Annotated in this window: 21 protein-coding genes; 12 read left to right on the top strand and 9 right to left on the bottom strand. The window is 65.9% G+C overall.

Translation table 11 applies throughout. The features are described 5' to 3' along the window. Nucleotides 1-38: 38 nt before the first annotated feature. Nucleotides 39-662: a PadR family transcriptional regulator gene (locus NU1_RS21630; protein WP_067523635.1), complete on the bottom strand. Its 624-nt coding sequence runs from the start codon at nt 660-662 to the stop codon at nt 39-41. A 30-nt stretch (nt 663-692) separates the two neighbouring features. Further along, entirely contained in the window at nt 693-1442 is a 750-nt protein-coding gene (locus NU1_RS21625) for an IclR family transcriptional regulator (RefSeq protein WP_307644502.1), read from the bottom strand. 308 nt (nt 1443-1750) lie between these two features. Here NU1_RS21625 and NU1_RS21620 point away from each other — a divergent pair, with 308 nt between their 5' ends. The 7 genes from NU1_RS21620 to NU1_RS21590 all read left to right on the top strand — a co-directional run bounded on the left by NU1_RS21620 (nt 1751) and on the right by NU1_RS21590 (nt 8246). Next, on the top strand, nt 1751-2254 hold the full coding sequence (locus NU1_RS21620) for a flavin reductase family protein (RefSeq protein ID WP_245720238.1): 504 nt from the start codon (nt 1751-1753) through the stop codon (nt 2252-2254). A gap of 105 nt (nt 2255-2359) precedes the next feature. Then, a complete protein-coding gene (locus tag NU1_RS21615) occupies nt 2360-3508 on the top strand; it encodes a 3-ketosteroid-9-alpha-monooxygenase, oxygenase component (protein ID WP_067523633.1) in 1149 nt (382 codons plus the stop codon). 11 nt (nt 3509-3519) lie between these two features. Next, on the top strand, nt 3520-3765 hold the full coding sequence (locus NU1_RS21610) for a hypothetical protein (RefSeq protein ID WP_067523632.1): 246 nt from the start codon (nt 3520-3522) through the stop codon (nt 3763-3765). Between the two features lie 182 nt (nt 3766-3947). Beyond that, nucleotides 3948-5036 (top strand): ferredoxin--NADP reductase, encoded by a 1089-nt coding sequence (locus NU1_RS21605; RefSeq protein WP_067523631.1) that lies wholly within the window; start codon nt 3948-3950, stop codon nt 5034-5036. A gap of 16 nt (nt 5037-5052) precedes the next feature. Then, nucleotides 5053-5931 (top strand): VOC family protein, encoded by an 879-nt coding sequence (locus NU1_RS21600; RefSeq protein ID WP_067523630.1) that lies wholly within the window; start codon nt 5053-5055, stop codon nt 5929-5931. A gap of 70 nt (nt 5932-6001) precedes the next feature. Next, nucleotides 6002-7213, top strand: a complete 1212-nt coding sequence (locus NU1_RS21595; protein ID WP_067523629.1) for an LLM class flavin-dependent oxidoreductase — start codon at nt 6002-6004, stop codon at nt 7211-7213. A 1-nt stretch (nt 7214) separates the two neighbouring features. Then, entirely contained in the window at nt 7215-8246 is a 1032-nt protein-coding gene (locus NU1_RS21590; RefSeq protein WP_067523628.1) for a zinc-binding dehydrogenase, read from the top strand. A 248-nt stretch (nt 8247-8494) separates the two neighbouring features. Here the strand turns inward: NU1_RS21590 and NU1_RS21585 are convergent, their stop codons facing one another. Next, nucleotides 8495-10219 carry a nitroreductase family deazaflavin-dependent oxidoreductase gene (locus NU1_RS21585; protein ID WP_371859824.1) on the bottom strand — a complete coding sequence of 575 codons (1725 nt, stop codon included), beginning with the start codon at nt 10217-10219 and terminating at the stop codon, nt 8495-8497. A gap of 118 nt (nt 10220-10337) precedes the next feature. Between NU1_RS21585 and NU1_RS21580 the strand changes: the two genes are divergently transcribed. Together NU1_RS21580 and NU1_RS21575 are read left to right on the top strand one after the other, a co-directional pair. Continuing rightward, nucleotides 10338-10925, top strand: a complete 588-nt coding sequence (locus tag NU1_RS21580) for a TetR/AcrR family transcriptional regulator (RefSeq protein WP_067523626.1) — start codon at nt 10338-10340, stop codon at nt 10923-10925. Nucleotides 10926-10977: 52 nt separating this feature from the next. Next, on the top strand, nt 10978-11778 hold the full coding sequence (locus tag NU1_RS21575; RefSeq protein ID WP_067523625.1) for an NAD(P)H-binding protein: 801 nt from the start codon (nt 10978-10980) through the stop codon (nt 11776-11778). 8 nt (nt 11779-11786) lie between these two features. On the opposite strand, the gene NU1_RS21570 is transcribed toward NU1_RS21575, so the two are convergent. The 6 genes from NU1_RS21570 to NU1_RS21545 form a co-directional block, all read right to left on the bottom strand. Further along, entirely contained in the window at nt 11787-12641 is an 855-nt protein-coding gene (locus NU1_RS21570) for a ribokinase (RefSeq protein WP_067523624.1), read from the bottom strand. 110 nt (nt 12642-12751) lie between these two features. Further along, on the bottom strand, nt 12752-13084 hold the full coding sequence (locus tag NU1_RS21565; protein WP_067523623.1) for a GNAT family N-acetyltransferase: 333 nt from the start codon (nt 13082-13084) through the stop codon (nt 12752-12754). A 33-nt stretch (nt 13085-13117) separates the two neighbouring features. Then, nucleotides 13118-13663 carry a YceI family protein gene (locus tag NU1_RS21560; RefSeq protein WP_067523622.1) on the bottom strand — a complete coding sequence of 182 codons (546 nt, stop codon included), beginning with the start codon at nt 13661-13663 and terminating at the stop codon, nt 13118-13120. 11 nt (nt 13664-13674) lie between these two features. Then, nucleotides 13675-14274, bottom strand: a complete 600-nt coding sequence (locus tag NU1_RS21555; RefSeq protein WP_067523621.1) for an FMN reductase — start codon at nt 14272-14274, stop codon at nt 13675-13677. Continuing rightward, nucleotides 14271-15362: an LLM class flavin-dependent oxidoreductase gene (locus NU1_RS21550; RefSeq protein WP_067523620.1), complete on the bottom strand. Its 1092-nt coding sequence runs from the start codon at nt 15360-15362 to the stop codon at nt 14271-14273. The genes NU1_RS21555 and NU1_RS21550 overlap by 4 nt, the downstream gene beginning before the upstream one ends. A gap of 127 nt (nt 15363-15489) precedes the next feature. Next, a complete protein-coding gene (locus NU1_RS21545; RefSeq protein ID WP_067523619.1) occupies nt 15490-17013 on the bottom strand; it encodes a DHA2 family efflux MFS transporter permease subunit in 1524 nt (507 codons plus the stop codon). Nucleotides 17014-17418: 405 nt separating this feature from the next. Here NU1_RS21545 and NU1_RS21540 point away from each other — a divergent pair, with 405 nt between their 5' ends. The 3 genes from NU1_RS21540 (at nt 17419) to NU1_RS21530 (ending at nt 21132) form a co-directional block, all read left to right on the top strand. Next, nucleotides 17419-18687 carry a glutamate-5-semialdehyde dehydrogenase gene (locus tag NU1_RS21540; protein WP_067523618.1) on the top strand — a complete coding sequence of 423 codons (1269 nt, stop codon included), beginning with the start codon at nt 17419-17421 and terminating at the stop codon, nt 18685-18687. Nucleotides 18688-18749: 62 nt separating this feature from the next. Then, on the top strand, nt 18750-19634 hold the full coding sequence (locus tag NU1_RS21535; RefSeq protein WP_170264321.1) for an AAA family ATPase: 885 nt from the start codon (nt 18750-18752) through the stop codon (nt 19632-19634). Nucleotides 19635-19689: 55 nt separating this feature from the next. Next, nucleotides 19690-21132: a vWA domain-containing protein gene (locus NU1_RS21530; protein ID WP_067523656.1), complete on the top strand. Its 1443-nt coding sequence runs from the start codon at nt 19690-19692 to the stop codon at nt 21130-21132. The last annotated feature ends 167 nt before the right edge of the window (nt 21133-21299 follow it).

The raw sequence follows: 21299 nt of genomic DNA, 5'->3' as shown, positions 1-21299 counted from the left end.
TGTCACACCGGGAGATCGCCGAGAATAAGTCGATCCGGTCAGTGGGAATTGTTGGAATTCTGCTTCCCGATCGCCTTCCGGTGGTTACGCTTCCTCGCCAATTTGTCCAGGTCGGCCAGCAGCTCTTCAGCGAATTCCTTCTCGGCCTCGTAATGCTTTACGCACCAGCGCAATACCGCACTCGGATATGCCCAATCCGGATTGACTTCCGCGCCGTCCGCATCCGCCTGTGCCCGCCGCTGCATCGTTTCGGTGTATTCGATGTGCCGGGTCAGGATTTCGCGCATTCGATCCGGCTCGGCCAGATGTCCGAGCCAGGCTCGCAGCATAACGCTGTGTTTCAGTACGGGCGGCTCCACGGGCGCGTGGTTCACCCAGTGGGATGCGGCCTCGCGCCCGGAGTCGGTAATGGCGTACATACGTTTACCGCGCATACCGTCCTCGGACACCACGGTCCGGGACGTCGCGTAACCGTATTTCTCGAGGCGTTTGAGTTCGGCGTAGATCTGACTGAACGATGGACTCCAGTAGAAGAACTGCAGGCTCCAGTCGGCCCACTTCTTCAGGTCGTAGCCGGACAATTCCTCTGCGTGCGAGAGCATTCCGAGGACGGCCCAGGAGGTGGTCGGCAGGTCGGGCCGCGCGGAAGCGCCATCGGTCATCACTGAAATGTACCCCCGGGTAGCTTCGGGTCAGCGCCAGTGGGCACGACGCGGGAACAGGGTGCGGCCGGCCTCGTGCGCGACCTCGAGGACGACGCGGGCCAGTCGGTCGAAGCTCATGGCGTCGGCGCGACCGGATAGCGAGATGGCGGCCGGAGCGGCACCGCGACCACGGAGCGGCGCTGCCACGCAGGCGATTCCGACGACGGCCTCTTCACGGTCGATGGCCACGCCCTGCCGCATGCGGATCTGCTGGAGTTCACGGTTGAGTGCGTCCGCCTCGCAAATCGTGCGCGGGGTCAGGCGCGGCAACCGGGAGCGGACCGCGGCCTCGGCGATATTCGGTTCCAGACAGGCGAGCATGGCCTTGCCGACACCCGTCGCGTGCGCGGGCATCCGGCCGCCGAGCCGGGTCGGCAAACTGGCGGCGAAGCGGCCCCCGGCCTTGTCCAGGTAGACCACATCGCGCCCGTCGAGCACCGCGAGGTGACCGACCATGCCGGTGCGCTGGCTCAACTCGTGCAGCAGCGGGCTGACGGCATCGCGAATCTCATTGTGGTCGGCGGTGAGTCCGCCCAGTTCCAGGGCACGCATACCGAGGCGGTAGCCACCGGAGGTGTGTGCCAGCCAGCGCAGCTTGATCATCTGATCCAGAATGCGATGAACCGTCGAACGCGGCAGCCCGGTGCGCTCGACCAGGCCGAGCAGGGTGAGCGTCGGGGTGGAGGCGTCGAAAGCGTCCAGGATGAGCGTCATTCGCTCGATCATCGAGACCGGCACTTCGCCGATGCTACGGGATTCCTTGGCGCGCATTGGGTTTCGTGTCTCCGCCGGAGGGAGCAGGACGACGGACATATGTACCTCCGTTGGTTCATATCCAGTCTAGGAACATTCCGATTAGGCATGTGCCGGTTTCGGACCTTGTGCTACCCATCACAGTGCCCCGCGCCACACGCTGGGGAATCGGGGGAACTACGTAGTTTCTACGGATCCGTGTCTCGGTGACCGAACCCCGATATTGACGCCGCCACGCCCCGACCTGCTGTCATGACTGGTAGCTATATTTCGGATCGAAATAAGGAGGCGCCGTGGAACCGGTGCTTGCACAAGCCCCGGCGATCGATGCGACGGCCTTCAAGGCCGTACTCGGACGGTTCTGTTCTGGGGTTACGGTGATAACCGCCCTCGACGACGGCGAACCTGTCGGCTTCGCCTGTCAGTCCTTCGCATCGCTGTCCATCGACCCGCCGTTGGTGAGTTTCTTCCCCGCGAAGACCTCGAGTACGTGGCCGCGCATCCGGCGCGCGGGCCGATTCTGCGTGAATATCCTGGCCGACCACCAGATCGACATCTGCCGTCGGTTGGGGCGTTCCGGCGCGGATAAGTTCGCGGGCGTGGACTGGATCGCTTCCAGCAATAGCTCACCGCTATTGACCGGTGCGCTGGCCACCATCGACTGCGAATTGCACGACGAGGTCGACGGCGGCGATCACACCATTGTCATCGCCCGGGTGACCGGTCTGAACGAGCATTCCGACGCGACGCCGCTGCTGTTCTACCGGGCGGACTTCGGGCGTCTGGCCGCGCAGTAGCTGCGTCTCGCACACCAGTAGCAACCTCCCGGCCAGTGGGACTCGGCTGTCATCGCCATCACACCGGCCGCGACCATCGAAATCAACGCTAGGAGAGGAATTCACATGACCACCACGGACGGTGAAGTGCGAGTTATCGATGCGGGCGCTCCGCCTACTCGATTCGCGCGCGGCTGGCACTGCCTGGGTCTGGCCGATTCCTTCCGCGACGGAAAGCCACACGCCATCAAGGCTTTCGGCACCGAAATCGTGGTGTTCGCGAGCGAGGACGGCGCGCTCAATGTACTCAATGCCTACTGCCCCCATATGGGTGGCAATTTGGCCGACGGCACCGTAAAGGGCGATTCCCTCGCCTGCCCATTCCACGATTGGCGCTGGAACGGCAAGGGGAAGTGCACCGGCATTCCATACGCGCGCCGGGTGCCGCCGCTGGCCCGCACCAGGGCGTGGCCGACACTCGAGGAGAATAAGCAGCTCTTCGTGTGGAATGACCCGGAGAACAAGCAGCCGCCCGCCGATATCGGTATTCCGCGTATCGACGGCGCGTTCAGCGATGAGTGGACCGACTGGACCTGGAACACCATGGTCGTCGACGCCAATGCCCGCGAGGTTATCGACAACGTGGTCGACATGGCGCACTTCTTCTACGTGCACTACGGCTTCCCGACCTTCTTCAAGAATGTCTTCTCCGGCCACACCGCCAGCCAGTACATGACCTCCATCTCACGCGAGGACATGATGGGCGAAACCGCGAAAGCGCTGGGCGGCAAGAATGTTCTGCAATCGGAGGCGTCCTACTACGGCCCCTCCTACATGATCGACTACCTGAAGAGCGAAAGCGCCGGGCTGACGGTCGAGGGCTACCTCATCAACTGCCACTACCCGGTCTCGGAGAACCAGTTCGTGCTGCAGTACGGCGCGATCGTGAAGAAGCCCGCCGGACTCCCCGAGGAGCAGGCCCTCGATATCGCCAATAAGTTCGCGGGCGGTCTGGGTAAGGGCTTCGAGCAGGACGCCAATATCTGGAAGCGCAAGTCGCGCATCAACAATCCGCTGCTGTGCGAGGAGGACGGGCCGGTCTACCAGTTGCGTCGCTGGTACGAGCAGTTCTACACCGATGTCGCCGACGTGACGGAGGAGATGACCGCCCGGTTCGAATTCGAGGTGGACACCACGCGCGCGGTCACCGCGTGGGAGGCCGAGGTCGCCGACAATCTGGCCAAGCGCGCCGAAACCGCCTCGGCTCAGGGCTGAGAGCGACTGCCATGGAACAGGTTTCGTGCCGGTCCTGCGGGACATGCGTGCTGGCGGAGAAGTTCAGCCCGCAGCACACCAGCGTGCAGTGGAATAACGCGGCCGTCGCGGCGTGCACGGAACTGTCCGGCAGCGGGGTGAACTCGCACACCTGCCAGGCGCTGCGGGCCAGCATCGACCACGCCGTCGAGTCGGGTGCGCTGACCGTCAACACTCGGGACTTCGACGTCCATACGCGCGGAAGGACGTTGGCATGAGCGACTCTCTCATCACGCCGGAGTGGATACGCCCCGTCATCCCGGCGTGCTTTTGGCCGGGATCCACCGCTCGAGCAACTCCCACAGTGTGGATTCCGGCCAAGAACACGCCGGAATGACGATGTGCGTCGGGCACGAATCGACCGAGATCGAACAACTCAGGAACGGAACTGGGAACGCGGATGGGAACGGTGACAGAACTCGAACCGGCAGAGGTGCTCGAAGCATCGGCCAGCGGTGTCGCGTCGGTGCGAGTCGTGCGGGTAGTGCGTGAGACACATGACGCGGTATCACTCGAGCTCACGCCGGATACCGCGCATGCCGATCGATTCGGTTACCGGGCCGGACAATTCCTGACGCTGCGCATTCCCAGTGATATGACCGGTTCGGTGAGCCGGTGCTATTCGCTGTCCAGCGCACCGCACGAGGGTGGCCCGCTCAAGGTGACCGTCAAACGTACTCCGGACGGCTACGGCTCGAACTGGTTGTGCGACAACGCCACCGAGGGTATGGCCCTGGAGGTGTTGCCGCCCGCCGGGCTGTTTACGCCGGGGTCGTTGGATACCGACCTCTTGCTCTTCGGCGCGGGTAGCGGTATCACTCCGGTGTTGTCGATCCTGAAAGCCGTACTGGCCGAGGGCACCGGCCATATCACCCTCTTCTACGCCAATCGCGATGCCGATTCGGTGATCTTCGCCGCCGAACTCGCCGAACTCGCTGCGGCGCACCCGGATCGACTGCTTGTATGGCACTGGCTCGAAGCTGTGCAGGGCCTGCCGACCGTTGCGCAATTGGCCGCGGTAGCTCGTCCATGGGCGAGCCGGGAAGTCTTCGTCTGCGGTCCCGGCCCGTTCATGGACGCGGTGGGCGCGGCCATGACCGCCCTCGGCGCGGAACGCACCCGGGTGCACCTGGAGAAGTTCGTATCCCTGTCCGGCGATCCGTTCGCCGACGCGGCCGCACCGCTCGACCTGGAGGCCGCCGTCGCGGTCGGTGACAATGCCACCGTCGAGGTCGAACTCGACGGCGAAAACCACGAAATCACCTGGCCGCGGCAGCAGACACTCTTGGATGTGCTGCTCGCCAAGGGCTTGGAAGCACCGTACTCGTGCCGCGAGGGCGCCTGCAGCGCCTGTGTGTGCCGAGTGGTGTCCGGCGCGGTGACGATGCGGCGCAATGAGGTTCTCGAGGACGAGGACCTGGCCGACGGCTATGTGCTGGCCTGCCAAGCCGTTCCGGTCACCGACGACGTATCCGTCACCTATTCCTGAACCGCGAGGAGAGAACATGGCTGCCTTCAGCTCGCTCGGCTACGTACGCGCCCGCATCGCCGATGTGCAAGCCTGGCGCGAATTCGCCTTCGACACCATCGGTTTCGCCGAAGGGAACGGGCCCAACGCGGAGTCCGTCTATCTGCGCACCGATGAGCACACCTATCGCTTCGAGTTGGTGCCCGGTGAGCGCGATGAAGTTCTCGCAATCGGCTGGCAGGTCGCCGACAGCGGATCCCTCGGCCTGGTTCGCGAAACCTTGGAGAAGGCCGGTGTCGCGGTGACACCGCTGTCGCTCGCCGAGGCGGCCAACCGGCATGTCGAAGAGGCCATCAGCTTTACCGACCCGTCCGGTTTCACCATCGAGGTGTTTCACGGTCCACTGCTCGACCACAGCCCGGTCCTCACCAAATACGGCGCACGGTTCGTCAATGGTGATCTGGGCCTCGGCCATGTGGTGCTGCCGGTGCGCGATATCGAGTCCGCCCGCCGGTTCTATACGGAGGTCCTGGATTTCGCGTCCCGTGGTTCCTTCCGCGTCGGTCCGCCCGACCATCCGATCTGGATTCGGTTCATGGGCGTCAATCCGCGCCACCACAGCCTCGCGTTGATACCGGGCAGCCGTCCGGACGGTCCGGGCATCGTGCACGTCATGGTCGAGGTCGACGCCCTCGACGATGTCGGCCGGGCCCTGGACCGCGTCACCAAGGCGGGCTACCACCTCTCGTCCACGCTGGGCCGCCACACCAACGACAAGATGATCTCCTTCTACGTCCGCACCCCGGGCGGGTGGGATCTCGAATTCGGCTGCGAGGGCATGCTCGTCGGCCCGGACCATGTCGCCGAGGAAATGACTGCCGACAGCTACTGGGGCCACGAATGGGCCAGGGGCTAGCCCTCCGCCCGGACTCGACCCCGTAGAGGTTTCGACCCACAACTGCATACGCGCAAAGGAGCGTCCAAAATTGAATCAGCCCACCGCACCCGAACCCACCCGGTTCGGATTCTTCATCGCGCCGTATCACCCCCTCGACGGCAATCCGACCCTGCAAATCCAGCGTGACCTGGAACTGGTAGAACTGGCCGACCGGCTCGGCTACGCCGAAGCCTGGGTGGGCGAACACCATTCGGCCGGTATGGAGATCATTGCCGCCCCCGAGGTATTCCTGGCCGCCGCCGCCCAGCGCACCACCCACATTCGACTCGGCACCGGTGTGAATTCGCTGCCGTACCACCAGCCGATGATGCTGGCCGACCGGCTGTGCCTGGTCGACCACCTCACCAAGGGTCGGTTGATGATGGGTATCGGACCGGGCCAATTGGCTTCCGACGCTTCGATGATGGGCGTTCCGCAGCCGCGGCAGCGGGACATGATGCACGAGTCCATGGATGTACTCGCGCAACTGTTCCGCGGCGATGTGGTGACCGCCAAGACGGATTGGTTCGAGCTCAACGAAGCGCGCCTGCAACTGCTGCCCTATCAGCCGGGCGGTCTGGAAATGGCTGTGGCATCGACGATCTCACCATCGGGCGCGGTGCTGGCCGGACGCCACGGCGCGGGCCTGCTCTCCCTCGCCGCCTCCGACCCGAGCGGTTACGAGGCGCTGCTGCCGAATTGGAAGGTCTACGAGAAGACCATGGCCGACAACGGTCATGCGGTGAACCGCGCCAACTGGCGGCTGGTGGCGCCCATGCATATCGCGGAGACGCGGGAGCAGGCGCGACGTGAAGCCGAATGGGGCGTCGGACATCTCGTGGAGTACATCAAGCGGCTCAGCGGTATGGAGGTGCCGTGGGGTGATACCGCCGCCGAAGCCGTCGAACAGTGGACCGGACCGGGCTTCCCGGCGTTCGGTCGCGCGGTCATCGGCACCCCGGAGGATGCGATCGCCGCCATCGAGGCGCTCACCGAACAGTCCGGCGGTTTCGGCACCTTCCTGCAGCTGGCCCTGAATATCGGCGACTGGGATGCCACCCGGCGATCGGCACGTCTGTTCGCCGAACACGTCATCCCGCACTTCACCGGCGCGAACCGCAATCGCATCGCCTCCCTGGACTGGGCGAATGCCAATAGCGAACGGCTCATGTCCGGTATGCGGGCCGGTGTCGAGGCCGCCTTCGAGCGGCACGGCCAAGCACTCGCCGCCGCTCTACAACCCGGTACGGAAGGACAGTGATATGCGTGCGGTAGTAATGCGCGACCGGAAACTCGTCGTCGACGACGTGCCGGAACCGGTACCCGGACCCGGACAGGTGCTGGTGGAAACCATTGCCTGCGGTGTGTGCGGATCGGATAAGCAGGCCCTCGACTACACCGATGAGTTCCTGCAGGCCTCGCGCGACAGCGGTGTGCCGACCTTCCTGTTCGATCCGCACCGCGACCTGGTCATGGGGCATGAGCTGGCAGCCCGGGTCATCGGCGCGGGGCCGGACACCGCATTCGTCGAGGGGCAGAATGTCGTTGCCCTGCCGTGGGCGCTCGATACGGCGGGCGGTATCCACGGCGTCGGTTACTCCAATGACTTTCCGGGCGGGTACGGCGAGCGCATGGTGTTGCAGGCCATGGCGCTCGAACCCATTCCCGACCATGTCCCGGCGCACGTCGCCGCCATGACCGAACCCCTGGCGGTCGGCTTCGGCAATGTGGCCCGCACCGGTATCGGGCCGGAAGGTACCGGGATTGTGATCGGTTGCGGCCCGGTCGGTTTGGGTGCGGTGGCGGCGTTGGTCGAACGCGGCGTCGCGCCCATTGTCGCCTCCGATCCCGCCAAGCTGCGGCGGGAGGCCGCGCTGCGGCTCGGCGCGCACCGGGTGGTGGATCCGGCGGTCGAGGATCCCCTCGAGGTGTGGCAGGAGCTGGCCTCGCCCGGCCAGCAGCTGCACATCTGGGTGTGCGCCTCGGTGCCCGGACTGCTCAACGAACTCATGTACAAATGCCCGCGCGAAACCAAGATCCTGCAAATCGGCGCGGTCATGACCGATGACGTCATTCGGCCGATCGTGGGTATCTACAAGGACATCTCACTGCAGATGTGCATGGTGTACCCGCACGAGGAATACGCGAAGACATTGCAGCGCATTGCCGACGGCACCGTGGACGCGGCATCGCTGATCACCGATCAGGTCGGGCTGGACGGCGTCGCGGGAGCCATTGAGTCGCTGCGCAATCCGGAGGATCACATCCAGATCCTGGTCCGACCGGAGTTGTAGCGCGCGGCCCGCTCACCCAGTTGTCATCCGGGCTGTCTCCCGTCATTCCGGCGTGCTCCGATCGCCCCGTCATACCGGCGTGTCTCCCCCCCCCCGGGTCATACCGGCGTGTCTCCCTCCGTCATACCGGCATGCTTTTGGCCGGGATCCACTACCTGCCAGAGGGTGGATTCCGGCCAAAAGCGCGCCGGAATGACGGCGAATGACGGGGTGAGGGTGGTTGGGCCGTGACGGCTTGCGCGGTCCCGCTACCGGCTCGAGTCTGGGAAGGTGACTCGCACCGATATCGGTGTGGTCTCCAGAACGGCGAACATGGATCGGGCCAGCGGCGCGAGCAGTGGATGCGGCGCGAAGGTGCGGGCGCGGGCCACCACATTGTCCTCGGGGAGCAGCACCGCAGTGCCGGTGCGCCACCGATCACCCTGGCGCACCCTAACTTCCGGATTGGCGCTGATATTGAGGCCCCAGCCCGAGCGCATACCGTGCTGGCAGATCATCCACGCGCCGTCCTCGTCGAACAGCACCGATACCGGAACTCGACGCGGCTGGCCCGACTTACGGCCGATGGTTTCGATCTCGGTCGCGAGGGCGGTGCGCACACCGATGCGGTCCAGGGCGCGAACCGTCGGGTTCATGATGTAGCGACCCAGCGCGCGCTCCCTGCGGAACTTGCGGGCCGCGCGATCGGCGGGGGAGCTCGGTGCGGGAGACCGCTTGGAGCGGAAGGCATCTACACCGTGATGGCGCACCATCATCACGGCGGTACGCCACGGGGACCGGGCCGGGTCGGGATCCGCACCGGACCCGATCAGATGCAATTGGTCTGTGTGCCACTGCAGGTCGAGAGCACCGTCGAAGGCCTTGAGATTGCTATTGGTGCCGAGGCGGGGCGGTAGATTGAGCGAGATCTGCGGCGGGCGCAGCGCATCCGTGGCTCCGGTGAGCAGATCGGCTGCGGCGGTAGGGAATACGGCCGCCGGGCGACCGAGACCGACCATATCGCAGATGCCGGAGTCGACCGCCTCGGACATGGCCGCCCGGGACCGGAAGCCACCGGTCACCGCGATCGGCGTCGCACCGGCAATGCGGCGTACCGTTTCGGCGTAGTCGAGGAAGTACGCCTCCCGCGCCCGGGTACTGGCGCCCACCGTCTGCGGCCGACCCATCATGGCGGGGGATTCGTAACTGCCACCGCTGATTTCGATGAGATCCACCGCTTCGGCCGCCAGCCGGGCAATAACGGTCTGCGACTCCTCCTCGGTGAATCCGCCGCGCTGGAAATCGGCGGAGTTCAGTTTGATGCCGAGGGCGAAACCGGGACTCACCTGTGCCCGAATCGATCGCACCACCTCGAGTACGAACCGAGCCCGCCGTTCCGGATCGCCACCCCAGGCGTCGGTGCGCTGATTCGACAGCGGAGACAGGAACTGCGACACCAGATATCCGTGCGCGCCGTGAATCTGCACACCATCGAATCCGGCGGCCTCCACCACCCGAGCGGCCGTGCCGAAACGGGCGATGATATCCACGATCTCGTCCTCGGTCAGCGCCCGCGGGGCGGGCAGACCGGGAATGGTCAGCGCGATGGCCGATGGTGCCACCGGGCGATTGCGCGTGACCAGGGGATTGGCCTGACGGCCGGGGTGGTTGAGCTGCACCCAGACCGGCGTTCCGCCGTCCTTGCCGGCCTTCGCCCATCGGGTGAGCGCGTCCAGATGCCGGTCGTCCTCGATGGCCACATTGCCCGGCTCGCCGAGATGGCGGCCGTCGACCATGACATTGCCGGTGACAAGGAGCCCGAACCCGCCCGCGCCCCAGCGGCGGAACAGCCGCTCCAGGCGCTCATCGGGTCGGCGGTCGGGGGTGCCGAGCCCTTCGCTGAGGGCCGATTTCATAATTCGGTTGGGGAGGGCCTGGCCGCAGGCCAGCGGCAGGGCATCGTGCAGGGTCGTCATCGCTGGGGCCCCGTTCATGGCGGTGTGAATACGATCCGAGTAGACCGATCAGTGTAATCCGACGGTAGTACACCGATTGGTCTAGAACAAGCCGTAGTATGGCAATACGACGTCGACGCGGGAAGGGGGTGTGCTCATGGGAGCCAGAGATAAGCTCATCGACAGCGCGATTCACCTCATGCGCCGCTACGGCATCGCGGGCACCGGGATCGCACAGCTACTCGACCACAGCGGCATCTCCCGTCGCTCGGTCTACCTCAACTTTCCGGGCGGCAAATCCGAACTCGTCGCCGAGGCCACCCGCGCCGCGGGCGAAGCCTCCAGCGCCCTCATGCGCACCTTGACCGCCGGTGCGGATGTGGCCTCCTCTATCGCCGCTTTCCCCGCCATGTGGCGCGAAACCCTCATCGCCAGCGACTTCACCTCGGGCTGCCCGATAGTCGCCGCCGCTCTCGGCCGTTCGGAATCCGACGCCGCCGCCGACGCGGCCGGGCAGACCTTCGCCGACTGGGAACGGATCATCGCCGACCGCCTGCGCGCCGAGGACGTCGAAGCCGATACGGCCGACACCCTGGCCACCACCATTGTCGCGGCCGTCGAGGGCGCGATCGTCATGTCGCTGGCCGCCCGCTCCACGGTGCCGCTGGACCGCACCGGAAAACAGTTGGCGGAGCTGGTATCTCAGCACACCGGTCAGGCCCACAGCGTCGCGACGCGGGGATGAATCGCTGAAATTGCCATATGCGCGAATCCTGCGCGCCGCCTAGCTTGGGGGCATGAAGATTCTCGTGACAGGCGCCACCGGAAGTGTCGGCCGAATGGTCGTAGACCACCTGGTGAGCATGGGGGCCGACGATATTCGCGCACTATCGAACCACCCGGAACGCACCGCGTTCCCGCCCGAGGTGGAGGTGGTCGAGGGCTACCTGCGGCGGCCGTCCTCACTGCCGGCGGCATTCGAGGGCGTCGACCGGATGTATCTCGCACCCGCCCTCGAAACCGTCACCGAGGTAGTCGATCTGGCGCGTCAGGCCGGGATCGGGCAGATTGTCGATCTCTCCGGCGATGAAACCACCGACTGGCTGCCCATCGCGCAGGCGGTCGAGAAGTCCGGTGTCGGCTGGACACACCTGTTCACGGGTGAGTTCATGGAGAACACGGTGATGTGGGCCGAACAGATCCGCACGACGGGCGAAGTGCGCGAACCGTATCCGGCCGCCGCCAACGCCCCGATCGCCATGGACGATATCGCCCGGGTGGCGGCGACGGTACTGCTCGGCACCGGACACCTCGGCGCGACCTACAACCTCACCGGCCCGGAAACCATTACCAGGGCAGGGCGGGTGCTGGCGTTGGGTGAGGCACTCGGCCGCGATATCTCTTTCGTGACGGTGCCACCCGGGGAGGCGGTCGCGCTGCTCGAACCGGCGATGGGCGAGTTCGCGCAGTGGTACGTCGACGGCCTGGCCGCCATGGTCGAACACCCGCAGGTCGCCACCACCACCATCGCCGACCTCACCGGACGCGCCACCACGTTCGCCGAATGGTCTGTCGCCAATGCCGAAGAGTTCCGCTGAGTAGGTCGTCAGACGAGGGCCTGTTCGATAGCCTCGCGGGTCGGAATCGAAGCGCTCGCACCGAGTTTGGTGGTGGCGAGCGCCCCCGCGGTGCAGGCCCAGGACAGTGCGGTCTCGGGTCCCTCGTGCCAGTGGGCGGCCAGCGCGCCCGTGAAAGTGTCGCCGGCGCCGGTGGTATCCACCACTTCGACGGGAACGCCCGGGTGGGAACGGGTCTCGCCATCGGCTCCGCGGTAGTTCGCTCCGGCCGCGCCGAGGGTGGTGATCACATGGGGGACCGCTTTCAGGACGGTACCGAGGTGAGCGGCTTCGCCCTCATTGACCACCGCCACATCTATCTCCGCCCACAGCTCGGGTGGCAGTTCGCGTACCGGTGAGGGATTCAGCAGCACCGTGGTGTCGTGTGCCCGTGCGTGCCGGGCGGCGGCGAGGACGGTCGACACCGGAATCTCCAACTGGCACATGAGGGTATCGGCGGCGGCGATGGCGTCGAGGTCCGCCGGGGTCAACTCGGTCATGGCCGCGTTCGCCCCACCGACCACGATAATGGTGTTCTCGCCGCCGCCGTCCACGACTATCGCCGCCACACCGCTCGGCCCGGCGACGGTGCGCAGCTGTTCGGTTCCCACGCCGGAATCGCTCAATACCCGACGCAGTTCCGCCGCGAATACGTCATCGCCGACCGCACCCACGAACTCCGCCTCGGCCCCGGCCCGTCGCGCGGCAATCGCCTGATTCGCACCCTTTCCGCCGGGCACCAGCGCGAATCCCTCCCCGGCCACGGTTTCGCCGGGTTCCGGCCGCCGCCGCACGCGCGTCACCAGATCCATATTGACACTGCCCACCACCACAATCCGCGCCATGGGCGTCACGCTAGTCGTCGCTCGGGCCCGGATCCGTGATTTCATCGGCGGCCTGCCGTGGCGTGAACCGGCCCGTGTCGGTTCGCTGCGTATCCGACCTCGAGGTCGGATCAGGCCTGCGCGGCCTGGGCCGCGGCCAACGCCTGCGGTGTCACGGGATCCACCAGATCGTCGAATTCATGGTGCTTGCCTACGAATTTCGCGACGAACGGGCAGACCGGGACGATGCGCTTACCCGCCGCGCGCGTGTCGGCGAGAGCGGCGCTGATGAGCTTGCTGGCCAGTCCCTGACCAGCGAAACGCTCATCCACCTCGGTGTGGAAGAAGATGCGCTGCTCGTCGTTGTCCACGTAGGCGGTCAATCCCGCGTGTTCGGCGTCCACACTGATTTCGTAGTGCTGCGGGCTGGCGTCGGGCCGTTGGATGACGGTGGTTTCGCTCATGGCTCCTCGCTTCGATCAATCCGCCGGGACGGGTCAGCTCTGCTTGACGACCTCGATGCCGAGGGTCAGGGTGATCTTGTCACCGATCACCGCGCCGCCATCGGCCAGGGGCATATCGATGGTGATGCCGAAGTCGCGGCGATTGATGACGGTGGTGGCCTCGAATCCGGCGACCGGACCCTGGCCCATACCCGCGTTCACGCCGAGGAATTCGATATCGAGGGTGACCGGTTTGGTGACACCGGCAATGCTGAAATCGCCCTCGACCACGAAATCCGAACCATTGACCCGGAATCCGGTGGCCTCGAAGGTCGCGACCGGGAAGTTCTCCGCATCGAAGAAGTCCGCGGTGCGTAGGTGAGCGTCGCGCTGCGGGTTATCGGTGCTCACCGAGTCGACGCGAATCTCGGCGTCGGCCTGCGCGGAACCGTCCTCGCCGACAACGAGCTTGCCGGAGAAGTCGGTGAAACGGCCGCGGATCTTGCTCACCATCAAATGGCGTACCGAGAAGGCGAGCGTGGAGTGAACCGGATCGATGGTCCAGGTACCGGCGGTCAGGGCGGTGGTGCTGGCGGTCATGTGTTTCTCCTCTAGTTGTTGGCGAGCAGTTGTTCGAACGGGATGGGGTTGTCGTAGGGGTCCTGGACGCGCCGCGTGGGACGTCCGGTCAGTAGGTCGGCGAATTCGGTTGCGGCACGGTCGATACGGGTATCGAGTCCGTTGTCCGCTCCCCAATCCTCGGTCGCCGCGTATACGGCGGTCGGGCTGGTGAGCGCCCGCAGATAACTGAACAGTGGGCGCATGGCGTGCTCCACCGCCAAGGAATGGCGAGCGGTGCCGCCGGTCGCGCCCAGCAGCACCGGCATACCGGTCAGCGAATCCGGTTCCAGGACATCGAAGAATGTCTTGAACAGGCCGCTGTAGGAGGCGGTGAAGATGGGGGAGACCGCGATCAAGGCATCGGCCTTCACCACCCGGTCGCTGGCCGCGCGCAGCTCGGCGGCCGGGAAGCCGGTCAGCAGGTTGTCGGCGAGTTCGTGTGCGTGGTCCCGTAATTCGACGATATCGAAGTCGACCTGCTGTCCGGTGGTGGCCAGTGCCCGTTCGGTCGCGGCGGCGAGCCGATCGGCCAGTAGTCGTGTCGACGAGGGCTGTGACAGCCCTGCCGTGACGACGGCGATCCGGGTCATGACTTCACCTCCGCGGTAGTGCGAGCGACCAGGCGCGCGGCGTGGGTGGGTCCGTCGGGCACCTGCGCCGGTCGCCCAGCGGCGAATTCCTCGCGCAGCACCGGAATCACTTCCTCACCGAGTAGATCCAGCTGTTCCAGCACGGTTTTCAGCGGCAGCCCGGCGTGATCCATCAGGAACAACTGCCGCTGGTAATCGCCGAAGGATTCGCGGAAGGTCAGCGTCTTGTCGATGACCTGCTGCGGGCTGCCCACGGTCAATGGGGTCTGGTCGGTGAAATCCTCGAGTGACGGGCCGTGTCCGTAGACCGGCGCGTTGTCGAAGTAGGGCCGGAATTCGCGGACGGCGTCCTGGGAGTTCTTACGCATGAACACCTGCCCGCCCAGACCGACAATGGCCTGGTCGGCGGAGCCGTGCCCGTAGTGCTCGTAGCGCTGCCGGTACAGCCGAATCAGGCGCTGGAAGTGCTCTTTCGGCCAGAAGATGTTGTTGGCGAAGAAGCCGTCGCCGTAATAGGCGGCCTGCTCGGCAATTTCGGGACTGCGGATCGATCCGTGCCATACGAAGGGGGGTACCCCGTCGAGCGGGCGAGGCGTCGATGTGAACGATTGCAGTGGGGTGCGGAACTTCCCCGACCAGTCGACCACATCCTCGCGCCACAGCTTGTGCAGCAGCGCATAGTTCTCGATGGCGAGCGGGATGCCGTCGCGAATGTCCTTACCGAACCAGGGGTAGACCGGTCCGGTATTGCCGCGGCCGAGCGTGAGGTCGACGCGGCCGTCGGCCAGATGCTGCAGCATGGCGAAGTCTTCGGCGATCTTGACCGGGTCATTGGTCGTGATCAGCGTGGTCGCGGTCGACAGGATGATTCGCTCGGTGCGGGCCGCGATGTACCCGAGCATGGTGGTCGGCGAGGACGGTACGAATGGCGGATTGTGGTGCTCGCCGGTGGCGAATACATCCAGCCCCACCTCCTCGGCCTTCTGCGCGATCGTGACCATGGCCTTGATGCGCTCGGCCTCGCTGGGGGTGCGGCCGGTCGTCGGGTCGGTGGTGACATCCCCGACCGTGAAGATTCCGAACTGCACGCGTCCTCCTCGGATCTCTGACATCCACGCTTGGTGGATGTGGCAACCATATCTACCTTTTGTGGACATGGCAACCAAGTCAACGGCGGAGTGGTGCGCGAATATTCCAGGAGCGGTCAGTTCACTGCTATAGATCCGGGTCCGAGGTCGAAAGCCCTGGTCGGCCACTCGGCTCCAGGGGCGGCCCGGTTACGGCGCAGTGGATCTTGCATTCCGGCTCGGCCGACGGCGGTGCGGCGCTCAGGGTGTCATCGCGGACGGTGAGGACGGTGAGGACGGCGGCACCCACCATGAGCACCACACAGACCATCAGGGCGATACGGAAGCCGCTCGCGAAAACCGACGGGTTGTTGTAGGCATCGCCGGTGAGGCCCACGAGCGGCGGAATGGCGGCGACGGCCAGCAGACCCGCCGTGCGGGCAACCGCATTGTTGACGCCGCTGGCCACGCCCGCGCGCCGGTCGGAGGCGGCGGCGAGGACGGCCGCGGTGAGGGGGGCGACGGCCAGTGCGAGTCCGGCGCCGAAAACCAGTGCGGCCGGTACGACATCGGCGAGGTAGGAGGCGTCGGGGCCGATCCGGGTCATGAGCAGCATTCCGGCCGCGGACAGCAGGATGCCGATGGTGATGGGTAGTCGTGGACCGATGCGCTGAGCCAGGGCTCCGGCGCGGGCGGAGAACAACAGCATGAGGACGGTCACGGGCAGCAGGGCCGTACCCGCCGCGATCGGATTGAAGCCCGAGACCACCTGCAAGGTCAGCACCAGCAGGAAGAACACCACACTCATGGCCCCGTACATGACGAACGTGACGAGGTTGATGGCCGTGAACTGTCGAGAGGTGAAGACATCCACCGGCAGCATGGCCTGCGGATCGCTCCGGGCGGCCGAGCGGCGCCGCTCCACCACCACGAAAGCGGTCGCGGCGGCGATACCCGTGACCCCGGTGGCCACCACCAACGGCGACGTCACCCCCGCCTCGGGACCCTCGGTGAGCGCGTAGGTGAGTCCGCCCAGGGTCACCGCCGCCAGCACCGCGCCGAGTACATCGAACCTGCCGTGCGCCTCCTCGTCGAAGGTCTCCGGCACATGCCGAATCGCGACGGCGATCACCAGCGCCGCCAGGGGCAGATTCAAGAGGAACACCCACCGCCAGCCCGCCGCGTCCACCAGCCACCCGCCCAGAAACGGCCCGATGGCACCCGCGACACCACCGAGTCCGGACCACGCGCCCACCGCTTTCGCCCGATCCTCCGGTGCGAACGACGCCTGAATAATCGCCAGCGAGCCGGGCGTGAGCAGCGCCCCGCCCACACCCTGGAGCGCTCGCGCCGCGATGAGCATCGAAATATCTTGCGCCGCACCGCATAACGCCGACGCGATGGCAAACCACACGACACCGATCAGGAATATCCGCTTCCGGCCGAACCGGTCGCCGAGCGATCCGCCCAGCAGGATCAGCCCGGCCAGCGTCAGGGTGTAGGCATTGACCGTCCACTGCAATCCGGCCATCGATGACCCGAACTCACCGGCGATCTTGGGCAGCGCCACATTCACGACGGTCGCGTCGAGCATGGCCATTCCGGACCCGAGCACCGTGGCGAGCAATACCCAGCGGCCGGTTCCCGACGACATCTGAACGCTCACAGCCATGCGCTCACCGTAAACCGGACTTACCGGCCCCGCCCGGCAATACGTCCCCCGCGGCGCTGAGCGGGGGTCTGGTGCTGAGTCTCAGAGTCGGCTGCGTGTCGGCAGTGCTGAGCGGGGGTCCGTTGCCGAGTCTGCGGGTCGGTAGGTATCTGCCGGTGCTGAGTCCGAGAGTCGGCTGTGTGGCGGAGGTGCCGAGCGGGGGGAATGGTGCCGAGCCTGAGAGTCGGTGCGTGTCCGCCTGGCGAGCTGTGGTCCGGAGTGGAGGCCCCGACCGTTGACGCGTGCGCGCCGCGCCGCGAAGGGGGTTCGGGGGCGAAGCCCCTGAGGGTCTTCGACAGTCGGACTTCCCGCTCTCGGCGGCAGTGCCCGGTGGGCGCGACCGGCCCGGTCAGTAGGCTGTAGCCCATGACAGCAGGAACTGCCACTGATACGGACGCTGTCCGCGCGGTGGTGCATGAGGCGGCGCGCCGAGGTCGGGTGGCGTCGCGGACGCTCGCACAGCTCACCACCGCGGCGAAGAACACCGCACTGCACGCGGCCGCCGATGCGCTGCTCGCCGCCAAGGATCGGCTGCTCGCCGCCAATGCCGAGGATATCGAGACCGCCAAGGCCGGGGGCACCGCCGAAGCGCAGCTCGACCGTCTGCGCCTGACCGCTGCCCGGATCGACGGCATCGCCTCGGGTCTGCGGCAGGTCGCGGGTCTGCCGGATCCGGTGGGCGATGTGGTGCGCGGCTCGACGCTGCCGAACGGACTGGAACTGCGGCAGGTGCGTGTGCCGCTCGGCGTGGTCGGCATGGTCTACGAGGCGCGGCCGAATGTCACCGTCGATGCCTTCGGTCTCACGCTGAAGTCGGGTAATGCCGCCCTGCTGCGGGGTTCCTCATCGGCGGTGCGTTCCAATGCCGCGCTGGTCGAGGTGCTGCGGGAATCGCTTACCGCACAGGGGCTTCCGGCGGATGCCGTGCAGCTGCTGCCCGCCGATGACCGGTCCAGCGTCACCCATCTGATTCAGGCGCGCGGACTCGTCGACGTGGTGATTCCCCGCGGCGGTGCCGGGCTCATCAATGCCGTGGTGCGCGACGCGCTGGTGCCGACTATCGAGACCGGTACCGGCAATTGCCACGTCTTCGTGCACCGGGACGCGGATCTGGATATGGCGGAAGCGATTCTGCTCAATGCCAAAACCCGTCGCCCGAGCGTGTGCAATACCGCCGAGACGGTGCTCATCGACAAGGCCATCGCCGATACCGCCGTGCCGCGGCTGCTCGAGGCCCTCGAGGGCGCGGGCGTCACCATTCACGGTGATCTGCCCGGGCTGGTGCCGGCCACCGATACCGACTGGGCCGATGAATACCTCTCCCTCGATATCGCTTTGAAGGTGGTCGACGACCTCGATGCCGCCGTCGAGCACATCAATGAGTGGGGCACCGGGCATACCGAGGCCATTGTCACCGGTGACCTGCGGTCCGCCCGGGAATTCACCAATCGGGTGGATGCGGCGGCCGTTATGGTCAACACCTCCACCGCCTTTACCGACGGCGAGCAGTTCGGCTTCGGCGCGGAGATCGGTATTTCCACCCAGAAGCTGCACGCGCGCGGTCCGATGGGCCTGCCGGAACTGACCTCCACCAAGTGGATCGTGTGGGGTGACGGGCAGGTTCGGCCCGTGTAGTACAACGGTGTGGGTGGGTTGTACGCCGTACAGCCCATTCGCCTCCAGGAAGGACAGCACCCTTGGCTCCGATATCCACTCCCCTCCAGGAGCCGATCTTCTCGTCGGTCGACGATGTGATCGCGCGTCTCGCCACGACCGGCTATCTGGCCGATAAGGCCACCGCAACTTCCGTTTTCCTCGCCGACCGGCTCGGTAAGCCGCTGCTCGTCGAGGGTCCGGCCGGCGTCGGCAAGACCGAGCTGTCCAAGGCTGTCGCCGAGGTCGCCGGGGCGGAACTGGTGCGCCTGCAGTGCTATGAGGGCGTTGACGAGTCGCGTGCGCTCTACGAGTGGAACCACGCCAAGCAGATCCTGCGCATTCAGGCGTCGTCGGAGAACGATTGGACCGAAACCAAAGCCGACGTTTTCACCGAGGAATTCCTGCTGTCGCGGCCGCTGCTGACCGCCATCCGGCGTGACGAGCCGACCGTCCTGCTCATCGACGAGACCGATAAGGCCGACGTCGAGATCGAGGGCCTGCTGCTCGAGGTACTGAGCGACTTCTCGGTCACCGTGCCGGAATTGGGCACCATTACCGCCACCCGCAAGCCGTTCGTGGTGCTGACCTCCAATGCGACGCGCGAGCTGTCCGAGGCCCTGAAGCGTCGCTGTCTCTACCTGCACATCGACTTCCCGGATGAGGACTTGGAACGTCGCATTCTGGCCAGCCGGGTGCCGGAGCTCAAGCCCGCGGTCGCGGCGCAGTTGGTGCGGATCGTGCATGTGCTGCGCGGTATGCAGCTGAAGAAGCTGCCGTCGGTCGCCGAATCCATCGACTGGGCCCGGACTCTGCTCGCGCTCGGTGCGAAGGATCTCGACGATAAGACCGTGCGCGCCACGCTGGGTGTGGTGCTCAAACATCAGGCCGACCACTTGCGGGCGCAGTCCGAGCTGAAGCTGGCGTGACATGCCCGGTGGCGGACCCAACCCACGTGCCATTGTCTCGGCCGCCAAGCGCGCCGTGAGCGGTAGTGCGACACCGTCTTCCAAGCGCGAGGCTACCGGGCTCAGCGCGCCGCACGGATTCTCCGGGCACCTGGTCGGCTTCGTAGAAGCCCTGCGCGCCAGGGGAATTCCCGTCGGACCCTCCGAAACCGTCGATGCCGGACAGGTTGTCACCGTCCTGGACTTGATGGATCGAGAGGTGCTGCGCGAAGGTCTGGCGTGTGCGCTGCTGCGCCGCACCAGTCAGCGCACCACCTTCGACGGGCTGTTCGACCTGTGGTTCCCGGCCGCGCTCGGGGAACGCCTCGGTGCCGAGGATGTCGATATCCCACGCAAGCCCAATGGCGAGGTCGACATTATCGAGCTGCGGAAGATGTTGGCGGAGTTGCTGCTTCAGGACCCGACCGGGGAGCGGTCGCAGCAGTTGCAGATGCTGGCCGCGCAAATGGTCGAGGAGATGGGGCAGTACCAGTCCGCCAGCGGGCCGTCGTTCTCGGCGTATCAGGCGATGAAGGATCTGCAGCCGGAGTTGCTGGTCAGCAAGCTGTTGGCCGGGCTCGCGGCGGGTATGGACACCTCCGACTTCGATAGCGAGGTCGCCAGGCGTACCGCGCGTCAGCGCATCAAGGCCTTCCGCGGCACCGTCGAGGCCGAGACCCGCCGACGGGTCGCCGAACGCCTCGGCCGCGACCGCGTCGCCACCTACGGTGTGGCGCGACAAGCCGAGGACGCCGACTTCCTGCGCATCTCCGAGAACGAATTGGCCGAACTGCGTCGCAGCAGTCAGCGCATGGCGCGAATCATGGCTTCGCGCTTGGCATCTCGTCGTCGTCGCGCCCGCCGCGGTGAGATCGATCTGCGCAAGACGCTGCGCAAATCCATGTCCACCGGTGGTGTGCCGGTCAACCTTGTTACGCGCAAGCCGCGCCCCGGTCGTCCGGATCTCGTGCTGCTGTGCGATATCTCGGGTTCGGTCGCCGGATTCTCCAGTTTCACCATGCTGATGGTGAACGCGCTGCGCGAACAGTTCTCCCGGGTGCGGATTTTCGCATTCGTGGACCGCGCGGACGAGGTGACCGGGCTGTTCGATCAGGTGACCCCGCTCGATCAGATCACCCGCCGCATCTTCACCGAAGCCGAGGTCGTCGGCGTGGAAGGGCATTCGGATTACGGCTCGGCCCTGAAGGGTTTCGCCGAGAAGTGGCCCGACGCCGTCACCAGCCGCACCTCCCTGCTCATCCTGGGCGACGCCCGAAACAACTACCGCGACCCGGAACTGGCAATCCTGCGTCAGCTGGCCGATACCGCCAAGCATTCCTATTGGCTCAATCCGGAGGCGGAGAAGATGTGGGGCACAGGCGATTCCGCTGCCAACCGCTACGCGGAAATCGTCGAGATGCACGAATGTCGCAATGCCCGCCAGCTCACCACCGTCGTCGGCCGCCTGCTGCCGGTTTGACGAGTAAACACGCCGCGCGCCAATGGTCCGGCGGGTCTCGATGTCGCTGAGCCGCGCCCATGAGGTTTCACCAGTATTACGAAACTCGCGGCAAACTGCACCACGAACTCCTTCATGCCATCATCATCGACACGTATCGGAATTCCCGACCGGGTCTGCTGAAGGGG

Origin of the sequence: Nocardia uniformis NBRC 13702 (genome assembly GCF_001613345.1) — a bacterium.
Taxonomy (GTDB): Bacteria; Actinomycetota; Actinomycetes; order Mycobacteriales; family Mycobacteriaceae; genus Nocardia; species Nocardia uniformis.
The sequence above is the reverse complement of the archived record's forward strand: the minus strand, read 5'-3'. Positions and strand labels throughout refer to the sequence as shown.